This is a genomic window from Thalassococcus sp. BH17M4-6, from assembly GCF_049323015.1.
Taxonomy (GTDB): Bacteria; Pseudomonadota; Alphaproteobacteria; order Rhodobacterales; family Rhodobacteraceae; genus Puniceibacterium.
The window spans coordinates 16,641-28,877 of the sequence record NZ_JBMPGU010000022.1; the positions used below are offsets into that span (position 1 = coordinate 16,641).

General features: G+C 65.2%; 12 protein-coding genes. 3 read left to right on the forward strand and 9 right to left on the reverse strand.

Annotated elements, in window-relative coordinates; all coding sequences use genetic code 11:
* Positions 1-34: 34 nt before the first annotated feature.
* Positions 35-379 carry a hypothetical protein gene (locus ACOXXX_RS20370; protein ID WP_422828466.1) on the reverse strand — a complete coding sequence of 115 codons (345 nt, stop codon included), beginning with the start codon at positions 377-379 and terminating at the stop codon, positions 35-37.
* Positions 380-487: 108 nt separating this feature from the next.
* Positions 488-1,357: a 50S ribosomal protein L11 methyltransferase gene (locus ACOXXX_RS20375; RefSeq protein ID WP_422828467.1), complete on the reverse strand. Its 870-nt coding sequence runs from the start codon at positions 1,355-1,357 to the stop codon at positions 488-490.
* Positions 1,358-1,573: 216 nt separating this feature from the next.
* Between ACOXXX_RS20375 and ACOXXX_RS20380 the strand changes: the two genes are divergently transcribed.
* Complete coding sequence (locus ACOXXX_RS20380) at positions 1,574-3,169, forward strand: sodium:solute symporter (RefSeq protein ID WP_422828468.1); 1,596 nt, start codon at positions 1,574-1,576, stop codon at positions 3,167-3,169.
* A gap of 2 nt (positions 3,170-3,171) precedes the next feature.
* Here ACOXXX_RS20380 and ACOXXX_RS20385 read toward each other — a convergent pair whose 3' ends face one another.
* Genes ACOXXX_RS20385 through ACOXXX_RS20395 form a run of 3 tightly spaced genes read right to left on the reverse strand, consistent with a single transcriptional unit; the run spans position 3,172 to position 6,141 of the window.
* Positions 3,172-4,404 carry an MFS transporter gene (locus ACOXXX_RS20385; RefSeq protein ID WP_422828469.1) on the reverse strand — a complete coding sequence of 411 codons (1,233 nt, stop codon included), beginning with the start codon at positions 4,402-4,404 and terminating at the stop codon, positions 3,172-3,174.
* Between the two features lie 43 nt (positions 4,405-4,447).
* Positions 4,448-5,209, reverse strand: a complete 762-nt coding sequence (locus tag ACOXXX_RS20390) for an ABC transporter permease (protein WP_422828470.1) — start codon at positions 5,207-5,209, stop codon at positions 4,448-4,450.
* A complete protein-coding gene (locus ACOXXX_RS20395) occupies positions 5,206-6,141 on the reverse strand; it encodes an ABC transporter ATP-binding protein (RefSeq protein WP_422828471.1) in 936 nt (311 codons plus the stop codon). Before ACOXXX_RS20395 ends, ACOXXX_RS20390 begins: the two co-directional genes overlap by 4 nt.
* 112 nt (positions 6,142-6,253) lie before the next feature.
* Here ACOXXX_RS20395 and ACOXXX_RS20400 point away from each other — a divergent pair, with 112 nt between their 5' ends.
* Entirely contained in the window at positions 6,254-7,228 is a 975-nt protein-coding gene (locus tag ACOXXX_RS20400; RefSeq protein WP_422828472.1) for a DMT family transporter, read from the forward strand.
* Position 7,229: 1 nt separating this feature from the next.
* Here the strand turns inward: ACOXXX_RS20400 and hemE are convergent, their stop codons facing one another.
* Positions 7,230-8,258, reverse strand: a complete 1,029-nt coding sequence (hemE, locus tag ACOXXX_RS20405) for a uroporphyrinogen decarboxylase (RefSeq protein ID WP_422828473.1) — start codon at positions 8,256-8,258, stop codon at positions 7,230-7,232.
* 104 nt (positions 8,259-8,362) lie between these two features.
* On the opposite strand from hemE, the gene hemC reads away from it, so the two are divergent.
* Positions 8,363-9,325, forward strand: coding sequence for a hydroxymethylbilane synthase (gene hemC / locus ACOXXX_RS20410; RefSeq protein ID WP_422828474.1), 963 nt, complete (start codon positions 8,363-8,365; stop codon positions 9,323-9,325).
* Positions 9,326-9,369: 44 nt separating this feature from the next.
* Here the strand turns inward: hemC and ACOXXX_RS20415 are convergent, their stop codons facing one another.
* The 3 genes from ACOXXX_RS20415 to ACOXXX_RS20425 form a co-directional block, all read right to left on the reverse strand.
* Complete coding sequence (locus ACOXXX_RS20415; RefSeq protein ID WP_422828475.1) at positions 9,370-10,782, reverse strand: FAD-binding oxidoreductase; 1,413 nt, start codon at positions 10,780-10,782, stop codon at positions 9,370-9,372.
* Complete coding sequence (locus tag ACOXXX_RS20420) at positions 10,782-11,591, reverse strand: DUF4198 domain-containing protein (protein WP_422828476.1); 810 nt, start codon at positions 11,589-11,591, stop codon at positions 10,782-10,784. The genes ACOXXX_RS20415 and ACOXXX_RS20420 overlap by 1 nt, the downstream gene beginning before the upstream one ends.
* A gap of 169 nt (positions 11,592-11,760) precedes the next feature.
* The gene (locus ACOXXX_RS20425) at positions 11,761-12,225 is read right to left on the reverse strand and encodes an SRPBCC family protein (protein ID WP_422828477.1); all 465 of its coding nucleotides are present in this window, start codon (positions 12,223-12,225) and stop codon (positions 11,761-11,763) included.
* Positions 12,226-12,237: the final 12 nt, after the last annotated feature.

Below are 12,237 nucleotides of genomic sequence, written 5' to 3' on the forward strand. Positions count from 1 at the left end.
GTGCCTGCGACACGGTCATTCCCGGTTGTGGGCCTCAGCCCAGAAGCGGCACCAGGTTTGCGGAAATCCATTGCGTTGCGGGGTCGGCCTGCATCAGCCAGCCCCCCACCCGTTCGACCACGGTGCCATTGGCCAGCGTATCGACCCGCACGCCATAGGCCTCGGCCCCGAGCGACACGAACAGAAAGCTCTTGAAGGCCAGAAACCCGGAACCCAGCATCAGGACCATCGGCAGCGACAGTTTCGGAGTCTGCCGGCGCGGGCGGTGTTCGATGACACCATTGCGACCGAGTTTCGTCACGTATCCGCGCGCCAGCTGGCGATGCCGTTTGGTTACGGCGCGGTGCCGCTCTTCGAATTTCCGCAATGCGTCGTCCATGGCCGGTCTCTCGTTACACGGCCCCCACCGTCGATGCCAAAATTAGCCTTCGAATGCGGCAGAATTAGGGCAAATAAGGCGAATTCGTTTCAATCTGCCCCGATTGTTCTATCCGCGCGTCAACGTCAGCGTGGTCCATTCGCCAATTTCTTGCCGTAGCGTCAGGTTTATCCCGTTCTGCGTGTATACCGCGATCACCTCGTCGGCCTGTTCGTTCAGGATACCCGACAGAATCGCATGCCCGCCGGGCTGAAGATGCGCCGCCATCGCCGGTGCAAGCTCGACCAGCGGCGCCTTGAGGATATTGGCGAACACCAGATCGAAAGGCGCCGCAGCGGTCAGATCGGGCTGATCGAATCCGGCAGCTTCGACACATTTCACCCGGCCTTCCAGCCCGTTGGCTGCCACATTTGCCCGCGCGACGTCCACCGCGACCTCGTCGATGTCGCTGGCCAGCACGGTGCCGGGCCAGATCCGGGCCGCCCCCATGGCCAGCACCGCGGTGCCGCAGCCGATGTCGGCCACCGCCTGGCCTTCGAAACCGTCGCCCGCCAGCGCGTCCAGCGCCCTCAGGCAACCCAGCGTGGTGCCGTGATGCCCGGTGCCAAAGGCCATCGCCGCCTCGATCAGCAGCGGCTCTGACCCTTCGGGCACCTTGTCCGCGTCGTGGCTGCCGTAGACGAAGAAGCGGCCCGCCTCGACCGGCACCAGTTCGCGCCGCACCTTTGCCACCCAGTCGGTGTCCGGCACTTCGGAGATGACAAAGGGTTTCGCCCCGAACCCCGCCGCCAGCAGCGCCAGCTCGGTATCGTCGGGCTGCTCTTCGAAATAGCCGCCCACTTCCCACAGGCCCGACCCGTCCTCCATCTCGAAGACGCCGACGCCGGTGGGTTCGGGCCAAAGCGTCTCCATCGCCTCGCCCAGGGCTTCGGCCTGGTCCTTGCCGGACAGGGTGGTGAGGGCGGTATAGGTTGTCATGGCGGGCCTCGATGCTGGGTCAGGCGGCTCTTTGGCACGCCCGCCCCGCCCGCGCAAGCCGCGCCCGCGGCAACGCTTTGGCCGGCCTTCCGCGCGACGCTTCACGCAGCAGATCCAACACTGACCGCGCAACCCTAAATTGCGCGAACTCCAGCAATTTCGGAACAATCTTTCGCAGTGGCGGTTTTCCCGACATCCACAATCAGAGGTTCTGACATGGAACAGGGCACGCAGGGAGCCGTTGCCAACGCAATCACATCGCTCGATATCGGGGTTCTGATCGGCTATTTCGTCATCGTGATCCTGATCGGCATCTGGGTCACCCGCAGCACAAAAAGCGGCGACGACCTGTTCCTTGCCGGACGATCTCTGACCTGGGGGATCATCGGCTTTTCGCTCTTCGCCTCGAACATCTCGTCCACCACGCTCATCGGCCTGACGGGGGCCGCCTATTCCACCGGCATCGCCACCTCAGCTTATGAATGGATGTCCGGTATCCCGCTGATCCTGCTGGCTTTCATCTTTGCACCACTGTTCTTCAAATCCCGCGTGACCACCATCCCCGAATGGCTTGAACGGCGCTTCGACCGGCGCGCCCGGCTTTATTTCTCGGGGGTCACCATCGTGCTCACGGTGATCGTCGATACCGCGGGCGGGCTCTATGCCGGGGCGGTGGTGGTGCGGACCTTCTTTCCCGACATCCCGATCTGGCAGACCTGCGTCGCGATCGGACTGTTCGCCGGGATCTACACCGCCTCCGGCGGGCTCAAGGCGGTGGTCTACACCGACGTGCTGCAGGCGGTGGTGCTGATCTTCGGCACCGCGACGATGACCTGGATCCTGTTTTCCGACCTTGGGTTTTCCTGGCAGGCGGTCAAGGACGCCGTGCCCGATCCCAACCACTTGTCGCTGATCCAACCGCGCAGCGACGACATCCTGCCGTGGCCGGGGCTGATCTTCGGCGTCCCGCTTCTGGGTTTCTGGTACTGGGTCACGAACCAGTACATCGTGCAGCGCGTGCTGGGGGCCCGCGATCTGCGCGAGGCGCAGCGCGGCGCGGTCCTTGGCGGTTTCCTCAAGATCATCCCGATGTTCATCATGGTGCTTCCGGGCGCCATGGCGCTGGCGGTCATCCCCGACCTCGACAACCCGGACCAGGTGTTCCCGACCATCACCAGCACCCTGTTGCCCTCGGGCCTGACCGGGCTGGTGCTGGCCGGTCTGGTCGCGGCGATCATGTCCAGCGTCGACTCCACGCTCAATTCCTCATCCACGCTGATCAGCCATGACTTTCTCGATGTCGAGAACAAAAGCCCCAGCGAGCAGCGCCGCATCGGACGCATCACCACGCTGGTGCTGATGGGCATCGCTATCCTCTGGGCACCGTTCATCGACGACATGGGCGGGCTGTGGGCCTATCTGCAGCAGGCCTTCTCGATCCTCGTGCCGCCGGTGGTGGCGATCTTCCTGTTGGGCGCGCTGTGGAAAAAGGGCACCGGCGACGCCGCATTCCTGACGCTGTGTTGCGGACATGCGGTAAGCGTCGCGTTTTTCGTGGCGACGCAGATGGGCTACTGGCCGCTGCATTACACCACCAACGTGGGCCTTATGACGGCGATCAGCTGCGGCATCTTCTTCATCGTCAGCCGTGCGGGCACCCCGCGCCCCGACGACCAGCTGGCCGATGTGGTCTGGACCCCGGACATGGCGACCGATGCGCTGTCGGACGACGCGCCGATCTGGAAGAACGTCAAGGTCTGGGCGGCGCTGCTGGCCGTGTCGATGGCCGCGATCCTGGTGGGCTTCTGGTAGGCCTACTCGGCCGGGGCGGGCAGCAGGGCGGAAAACACCGTCTCGTTGCCCGGCTCGGGGTGCCGCGGAATCATCAGGGCAAGGATCAGCGAAACGCCCGCCATCCCCGCGGCCATCACGAAGACCGCCAGCGGCGAGATCAGCCACAAATAACCCAGAAGCGCGGGCAGAAACACCGCCGCGATGTGGTTGATCGTAAAGGCCACCGCGGCGGTCGGCGCGATGTCACCGGGATCGGCGATCTTCTGGAAATAGGTCTTGAGCGCCAGCGCCAGCGCGAAAAACAGATGATCGAGCACGTAAAGCCCTGCCGCGATCACCACGCCCCAGCCGAACCAGTAGATGCCGCCGTATGCCAGGAAAACGGCGATCAGCCCGACATATTCGAAGACCAGCGTGTTGCGTTCGCCGAACCGGAATACCGCGCGGCCCATGAGCGGCGCAAAGATCATGTTGGCCACCAGGTTGATGAGATAAAGCGCCGTGACCTCGTGCACCTCGAACCCGAAGCGTTCGACCATCATGAAGCCGGCAAAGACCACGAAGATCTGCCGCCGCGCCCCCGACATGAACTGCAGCGCGTAATAGAGCCAGTAGCGCCGCCGCAGCACCATCCGCTTGACCTGTGGATTTGGCGCCTCGAACCGGGGAAAGGCAAAGACGCACCAGGCCACGATGGCGAGCGTCAGCCCGCCGCTGGTCATGTAGACGAAGTTGTAGCTCAGATCGAAGGCTTCCCAAGTCATCACGATGGCCACATAGGCCACCAGCGTCGCCCCCGACGCCGCCGCCAGCAGCAGCCCCAGCATTTGCGGTGCGCGGTCCTTGGGCAGCCATTGAAGCTGCAGCGACTGGTTGACCGTTTCGTAATAGTGAAACCCGATGGAACTGAGCATGGTGATCGTCAGGATACCGCCCAGTTCCGGGAACTGCGCCGTCAGCGCCGTTGCCACGCCAAGCAGCGTCAGCGACACCAGCGCCAGCGTCTGTTCGTGCACGAAAATGATGATCGCAATGACGCCCACCGCCAGAAAACCCGGAATCTCGCGCACCGTGTGCAACCACCCGATGTCGGAGCCGTCGAAATCCGCGACCTCGATGACGAAGTTGTTCAAGAGCGCCGACCACGTGGCAAAGGACAGCGGCATCGCGATGGCCATGAGGAACAACAGCATCACCGGCCGCCGCCAGAGGGGCAGTTCACGCGCATCCGCCAGTTTGACCGTGCCCTTCATCGCCTATCCCCCCGGGGTTCGTCCTGCCTGAGATACGCGCGGCTCAGTTCCGGATGCGCCAGCCGGTCTTGAAGATCCACCAGATCACCCCGAGGCACAGCAGGGTGAACCCGAAGATGGCCAGAAGGCTCAGCCCGATGGGCACATCCGCCATGCCGAAGAACGCCCAGCGGAAGCCCGAAATCAGGTAGACCACCGGATTGAACAGCGTGATCGTCTGCCAGACCGGCGGCAGCATAGAAATCGAATAGAACGATCCCCCGAGGAATACCAGCGGCGTCACCACCAAGAGCGGCACAAGCTGCAGCTGTTCGAAATTGCTGGCCCAGATGCCGATGATGAACCCCATCAGCGAAAAGCTGAGGCACGTGAGCAGCAGGAACGCCACCATCGCCAGCGGGTGCTGGATCGTCAGATCGACGAACAGCGCCGCGGTGCCCAGGATGACCAACCCGATGAACAACGCCTTGGTCGCCGCGGCCCCTACATAGCCCGCCACGATCTCGAGAAAGCTGACGGGGGCCGACAAAAGCTCGTAGATCGTGCCGATGAACTTGGGGAAATAGATGCCGAAGGACGCGTTGGAAATCGCCTGGGTGATGACGCTAAGCATGATCAGCCCCGGCACGATGAACGCGCCATAGCTGATCCCGTCGACCTGGTCGATGCGGCTGCCGATGGCCGCGCCGAAGACAACGAAGTAGAGCGAGGTCGAAATGACCGGCGACACGAAGCTTTGCGCCAGCGTACGGAAGAACCGCGCCATTTCAAAAAGGTAGATCGACTTGACCGCCTGCCAGTTCATGCCGCGCCCTCCTGTTCGTGGACCAGCCCGACAAAGATGTCCTCAAGCGAATTCTGACTGGTCTGGATGTCGCGCAGCACCAGCCCGGCGGCGCTCATCTCCTTGATCAGGGTGGCGATGCCGGTGCGGTCGGCGCGGGTGTCGTAGACATACATCAGCGCGCGGCCTTCGTCGGCCAGCGCCAGATCATAGCCTTTCAGCGACGCCGGGATCTCGCTCACCGGCTCCTGCAGATCGATGCGCAGGCGCTTCTGGCCCATACGCTCCATCAGCTCGTCCTTGGGTTCGACCAGCAAAAGCTGGCCCTTGTTGATCACCCCGACACGGTCGGCAATCGCCTCGGCCTCCTCAATGTAATGAGTGGTCAGGATGATCGTGACGCCATCAGCCTTGAGCCCGGCGACGATCTCCCACATGTCGCGGCGCAGCTCCACGTCCACGCCCGCGGTCGGTTCGTCCAGAAACAGCACGCGCGGCTGGTGGCTCAGCGCCTTGGCAATGAGCACCCGCCGCTTCATACCGCCCGACAGTTCGCGAATGGCGGCGTTGCGCTTGTCCCAAAGCGACAGCCGCCGCAGCAGCTCTTCGATATAGCTGTCATCCGCACCCTTGCCGAAAAGCCCACGGGAAAACTTCACCGTGTTGATGACCTTTTCAAAGGGTTCGAGGTTGACCTCCTGCGGCACCAGACCGATCAGCGTGCGCGCCGCGCGGTAGTCCGACACCACGTCATGCCCGCCCACGCGGATATGCCCGCCGGTCGGCAGGGTGATGCCGCAGATGATCGAAATCAGCGTCGTCTTGCCGGCACCGTTGGGGCCAAGCAGGGCCAGAATCTCGCCCTCCTCGATATCGAGCGTGACGCCGCCCAAAGCCTCGAATCCGCCGTCATAGATCTTGCGGATATCGTCAATCTCGACCATCGCCGACATGGCACACCCCTCCCTCGGATTTGGCGGCAATCTAAACGGCCCCGTTCAGATGGCAACGGCAATGTCGTTTTCGGGATGGCACAGGCCCTGTGCGCGGGATAACCCTGCGGCCATGACATCCACCGACCGACCCGCCCTTGGAATCCTGCTGATCTGTGCAGGCGTTGCCGCGATTTCCGTCAACGACATGCTGATCAAGCTCTTGTCGGGCGGCTATCCGCTACACCAGATCGTCTTCGTCCGCTCCGCCGTCGGGCTAATCTTTTCCCTAGCACTTCTGCAGTACGAAGGCGGGATCAAGCTCCTGCGGACCTCGACACCGTTCCTGCACCTGCTGCGCGGGCTGCTGGTGGTGGGGGCCAATATGACCTTCTACGCCGCCGTCGCGGTGCTGCCGCTGGCGCAGGCCACGGCGCTTTTCTTCGTGGCGCCGCTTTTCATCACGCTGCTGGCGATCCCGATGCTGGGCGAAAAGGTCGGGCCGCTGCGCCTGGGTGCGGTGATCGTGGGCTTTGCCGGCGTCGCCGTGATGCAGCGCCCCTGGGCCGAAACCGCCGTCGGGGCGTCGCGGTTTGTCCTGCTGCTGCCGGTGGCCGCCGCGCTGCTTTATGCGCTCATGCAGGTGCTGACGCGGCGGCTGGGGGTCAGTACCCGCGCCTCGGCGCTGGCGATCTATATCCAGGGCACGTTCCTGCTGGTGTCCGTCGGCTTTTATCTGATCGCGGGGGATGGCCGCCTGTCGCCCGGACCGCAGAACGAAAGCCTGCATTTCCTGCTGCGCGCCTGGATCGTGCCGCCGCGCGCCGATTGGCCGGTCTTCGCCGCCATCGGCCTGGCCGCGGGCGGCATCGGCTATTGCCTGTCGGCCGCCTACCGCATGGCCGACGCCGCGACCATCGCCCCCTTCGAATACATCGGCCTGCCGCTGGCGATCTTCTGGGGCTGGGCAATTTTCGGCGAGTGGCCCGCCCCCACGGTCTGGCTGGGCTGCGCGCTCATCGTGGGCGCGGGGCTTTTCGTGTTCCTGCGCGAACAGCAGAAGGGCCGCCCTCTGCCGGGCCGCCGGGCCCGGCCGTTCCGCCGCTAAGTCACGTACCCCGGATCGTGTCGATCATCAGCTGCACGTTCTCGGGGTCCGCATCCGGCGTGATCCCATGGCCCAGGTTGAAGATATGCGGCCCGTTCGAGAACGCCTCGACCACGCGCTTTGTCTCGCTCACCAGCGCATCCCCGCCCGTAACCATGTGGGACGAGGCCAGATTGCCCTGCACGCAGCCGTCCGTTTGCACATGCTCCGCCGCCCACTCGGGGCTGACGCTATCGTCGATGGCCACGCAATCGGCCCCGGTGGCGGCGTGAAACCCGATGTAATTGTCGCCCGCCTGACGCGGAAAGGCGATGACCGGAATGCCCGGGTGCCGGTCCTTCAGCGCCTGGGTGATGATCCGCGCGGGCTCTTTCGCATAGCGCTCGAAATCATCCCCCTTGAGCGATCCGGCCCAGCTGTCGAAGATCTTCACGACCTCCGCCCCGGCCTCGATCTGGCGCGACAGGTAATCGATCGTACCTTCGGTGATCTTGCCCAGCAACTGCTCGAACAGCGCGCGGTTCTCGGTCTTGAGCGCGTGCGCCGGCCCCTGATCCGGCGTCCCCTGACCTGCGATCATGTAGGTGGCCACCGTCCAGGGCGCCCCGGCGAACCCGATCAGCGTCGTCTCGGGCGGCAGTTCGCGGCGCAGGATGCGGATCGTCTCATAGACCGGCGACAGCGTGTCGTCGATGGCATGCACCGGCTTGAGCTTGGTGAAATCCTCTTCGGTCGTGATCGTCGACAGCCGCGGCCCCTCGCCGGTCACGAACCACAGATCCGCCCCCAGCGCCTGCGGCAACAGCAGGATATCGGCAAAGAGGATCGCCGCATCGAATCCGTAGCGGCGGATCGGCTGCAACGTCACCTCTGCGGCCAGTTCGGGGTTGTAGCACAGCGACAGGAAATCGCCCGCTTCGGCCCGCGTGGCCTTGTATTCCGGCAGATAGCGACCGGCCTGCCGCATCATCCAGATCGGCGGGGTCGGAAGGGTTTCGCCCGCCAGCGCGCGCAGGATCGTCTTGGTCATTCGGAACTGTCCTCTTTGGTTGACACATGGGTCCGATGCCAGCGCCGATATGTCAAGCCACGACCATGGTTGTCAGGCTTGAAGGACACCGCTAAGCAGGGGCCATGACACCTGATTTGCCCTCTCCCGACGCGCCGCTCAAGATCGGCACCCGCGGCTCCCCGCTCGCTCTGGCCCAGGCCAACGAAACCCGCGACCGGCTGGCCCAGGCCTTTAACCTGCCGCACGAGGCGTTCACCATTGTCGTGATCAAGACGACGGGCGATCGGATCATCGACCGGCCGCTCAAGGAAATCGGCGGCAAGGGGCTGTTTACCCGCGAGATCGAAGAGCAGCTGCTGTCGGGCGGCATCGACATCGCGGTGCATTCGATGAAGGACATGCCGGTGCTGCAGCCCGACGGGCTGACGCTCGACACCTACCTGCCGCGCGAAGATGTGCGCGACGCCTTCATCTCGCCCACCCATTCAGGCATCGCGGAACTGGCCAGCGGCGCCGTGGTCGGCACGTCGAGCCTGCGCCGACGCGCGCAGCTTCTGCACCGGCGGCCCGACCTGCAGGTGGTCGAATTCCGCGGCAACATGCAGACCCGGCTGAAAAAGCTCGACGATGGCGTGGCAAGCTGCACTTTCCTCGCCATGGCTGGCCTCAACCGGATGAAGATGGACGACGTTCCGAAAACCGCCATCGACACGACCGAGATGCTGCCCGCCGTCGCGCAAGGCGCCATCGGCATCGAACGGCGTCTGAACGACGGGCGCACGGCGCAGATGCTGGCGGCGATCCACGACCGCCCCACCGGCCAACGGCTGGCCGCAGAACGCGCGTTTCTGGCCACGCTCGACGGCTCCTGCGAAACCCCGATTGCCGGTCTCGCGGAACTCGACGGTGATACCCTGCACCTGCGCGGCGAGGTGCTGCGCCCGGACGGGTCCGCCGCGCATTCCGGGCACCGCAGCGGGCCGATCAGCGACGGCGCCTCGATGGGCAGTGACCTCGCGCAAGAGCTTCTGACCCGCGCCGGTCCCGGCTTTTTCGACTGGCACACCGGCGCGCCCAAGGTCTGATCCGACGCGAGGAAAGCCCGCAAGGGCTCGAGGAGCGATAGGCTCTAGTCCGGCAGGACCTTGCCCGGGTTCAGGATCCCCTTCGGATCCAGCGCCGCCTTGATCGCGCGCATCGCCTCCACCGCCACCGGGTCCTTGCGCCGCGCCATGCTGGGGCGCTTGGCCAGACCGATGCCATGCTCGGCCGAGAACGACCCGCCCAGCGCCAGCACCTCGTCCTCGACCGCCTCCATGACCGCGTCGCGCAGCCCAGGCGCGTCGCTTTCGGGCCAGATCACGTAATGTACGTTGCCGTCGCCCAGATGCGCCACCACGATCGGCTGCGCCCCTGGGTCGAGCGCAGCCACCCGCGCATCGGCCCGCTCCAGAAACGTCGCGACCTTGTCGAGAGGCAGCGCCACGTCGTTGTTGATCATCGGCAGACGCACCACCGAAACCTCGCCCGCGCGTTCCCGGCGCTGCCACATCTCGGTCCGCTGCGCCTCGGAGGCGGCGACCACCGCATCCAGCACCGCGCCTTCGTCGAGCATCGATGCAAGAACCTCTTCCAGGTAGCCCGCCAGCGGCACCTGCCCGTCCGGGCCGGGGGTGACGTCGCGGGGTGCTGTCGCCCCCACCTCGACCAGCAAGGTCACGGCGTGTTCACGGTCAAAGACCGGGCGGGTTTCGGGAAAGCGCTCTTTCAGCGCCCGCAGATAGGGGTGCGCCATGTATTCGAACGCCTCGACCGCACCGCCCGTCGCCTCCTGCAACCGGTTCAGCAGGGTCAGCGCATCGCCCAGATCCCGCACCGCCACCATCGCCGTGGCATAGGCCCGGGGCGCGGGCACCAGCTTGAGCACCGCGCCGGTGATCACCCCTAGCTGGCCTTCGGCACCGATCACCAGATGCCGCAGGTTCAGCCCGGAATTGTCCTTGTGCAGCTCGGACATCAGGTTCATCACCCGACCGTCGGCCAGCACCACCTCGACCCCCAGCACCAGATCGCGGGTGTTGCCGTATCGCAGCACATTGGACCCGCCAGCATTGGTACTGAGGAAGCCGCCAACCATGCAGGACCCGCGCGCGCCGAAGGTCAGCGGAAAGCTCAGCCCGTGCCCGGCCACCGCCTCGTGCAACTGCGACAGGATCACCCCCGCCTCGACCACCGCCAAGCGCGCCTCGGGCCGGATGTCGCGGATCGCGTTCATCCGGTCCAGCGACAGCATGATCGCGCCCTCGCCCGCCGTGCCGCCCGAAAGCCCGGTGTTGCCCGACACCGGCACCACCGGCAGGCCCCGGTCATGCGCCAGCCGCAGCACCCCCGACACCTCTTGCGTCGACCGCGGGCGCACCACGCAAAGCGGCGTCCAGCGATACTGACCGGTCCAGTCGCGCGACCAGGGCGCGGCGTCGCCACCGGTCAGAACCGCCCCCGCGCCCAGGGTTTCGCGCAGCGCCGCGACAAGGTCCGACATCAGCCCGGCACTTTGAAGGTGAGCGAAGCCCAGAGCGACTCCCAGACCGGGTCGCCCTCGTCCACCGGGTCCAGCTCGCGCATCAGAACGGAATCGACCAGGTATTCGTGCCCCGCCTTGACCGGCAGGGTGACCCGGCCCTTGGCATCGGTCCGGTGCAGGGTCGAGGTGACGCTGCCGTCGGGGGCCTTTTCGAACAGTTCCACCTGTTCATCGGCGCGCGGCGCACCTTCGAAAAGCACCGTGACCGGAAAACCGTCCGACAGGTCGTCGGTATACGGGTTCGCCCCCGCCACGATCTCGATCAGCAGACCGACCTCGGTGTCCGACCCTTCGGCAAAGCCGACCCCGATCAGGCTCTTGCCGTAGCGGCTGTAGCGCTCCTTGAAATCCTGCTCCGGCAGGCCGCGTTCGCGGTGCCGGTCCAGGGCCCATCGGAAATCCTTGTGCTCGGTGAACTGGGTGAACTTCGCCCAGTCACGGTAGGTCAGCGAATAGTCCCGGGTCTCGTGCACCACCACGGCCAGACCCTCGGCCATCGGCGCCCGCATCTTCAGCGCGGGCCGGTCGCCCGCCCGGCCGTCGACGTCAAAGCTCTCACCGGCCATGCGGATCTCGAAGCGTTCGAAATTCGGCGGCACATAGGAATAGGGCGAGCCTTCCATCATCTCGCCCACACGGATGTCGGCCAGCAGCATCGCATCCGACGGCACCTGGTAGATCAGAGGCGAGATCCAGAATTCATGGGCCGTGGCCGGAACGCCCGTCGTCAGCGCCGCCGCAAGGAGTAGTGATTTCAAGAACCGCATCGGTCCCTCCGCTGCTTGCGCCGCGCGCGGCGCGTTCATGTGATGTCGCACAAGCGCTGTGCCTGCTGTCGCAGTCACGCAGCGCGGGCGGCAGAAGTTGCGGCCCCTAGCGCGCGTTGCGGCAAAGCATAGCGCGCCCGCCGCCCGCTGCAATCGACGCGGGATCACATCATCCGTGTTTCAGACGATCCTCGAGGTCCTTGGCGTAATCGGCCGCCCGCACCCGGAATTTCTTGTTGAGGTTGCCCTTGGCCAGTTTCAGCGACTGCACCAGCAGCCGCGCCGACAGGGTCTTGGGCTGCAGGGTGGCGACAAGGCTCACCCGCGTGCGGCTGCGCGACAGCGCTACGCAATCCACCACCGTCCTCGTCTCGAGCCCGCCGGACAGGGTATTGAATTCCATGCTGTTTGGCGGGTCATAGCGGGTCAGCGTCACATCGGCATCGCGCATCTTGCCGCGGAACCGGAACGCGGCTTTCCAGTGCATGCCCTCGCAGGGGCCCTGCAACTGATCGATCCGCCGCACATCGACCCCGCGCCGCAGGACCGACCGTTCGATCGCGTCGAAATCGCTCAGCGCCGCGAACACCCTGTCGACCGGCGCCTCGATATCTTCCTTGGTGGTGAACTCCATCTGCCCTGCCCC

What these genes read in the sequence shown, in the direction of transcription:
- ACOXXX_RS20370 (WP_422828466.1), bottom strand. Translation starts at nt 379, where the DNA reads ATGGACGACGCATTGCGGAAATTCGAAGAGCGGCACCGCGCCGTAACC.
- ACOXXX_RS20375 (WP_422828467.1), bottom strand. Translation starts at nt 1,357, where the DNA reads ATGACAACCTATACCGCCCTCACCACCCTGTCCGGCAAGGACCAGGCC.
- ACOXXX_RS20380 (WP_422828468.1), top strand. Translation starts at nt 1,574, where the DNA reads ATGGAACAGGGCACGCAGGGAGCCGTTGCCAACGCAATCACATCGCTC.
- ACOXXX_RS20385 (WP_422828469.1), bottom strand. Translation starts at nt 4,404, where the DNA reads ATGAAGGGCACGGTCAAACTGGCGGATGCGCGTGAACTGCCCCTCTGG.
- ACOXXX_RS20390 (WP_422828470.1), bottom strand. Translation starts at nt 5,209, where the DNA reads ATGAACTGGCAGGCGGTCAAGTCGATCTACCTTTTTGAAATGGCGCGG.
- ACOXXX_RS20395 (WP_422828471.1), bottom strand. Translation starts at nt 6,141, where the DNA reads ATGTCGGCGATGGTCGAGATTGACGATATCCGCAAGATCTATGACGGC.
- ACOXXX_RS20400 (WP_422828472.1), top strand. Translation starts at nt 6,254, where the DNA reads ATGACATCCACCGACCGACCCGCCCTTGGAATCCTGCTGATCTGTGCA.
- hemE (WP_422828473.1), bottom strand. Translation starts at nt 8,258, where the DNA reads ATGACCAAGACGATCCTGCGCGCGCTGGCGGGCGAAACCCTTCCGACC.
- hemC (WP_422828474.1), top strand. Translation starts at nt 8,363, where the DNA reads ATGACACCTGATTTGCCCTCTCCCGACGCGCCGCTCAAGATCGGCACC.
- ACOXXX_RS20415 (WP_422828475.1), bottom strand. Translation starts at nt 10,782, where the DNA reads ATGTCGGACCTTGTCGCGGCGCTGCGCGAAACCCTGGGCGCGGGGGCG.
- ACOXXX_RS20420 (WP_422828476.1), bottom strand. Translation starts at nt 11,591, where the DNA reads ATGCGGTTCTTGAAATCACTACTCCTTGCGGCGGCGCTGACGACGGGC.
- ACOXXX_RS20425 (WP_422828477.1), bottom strand. Translation starts at nt 12,225, where the DNA reads ATGGAGTTCACCACCAAGGAAGATATCGAGGCGCCGGTCGACAGGGTG.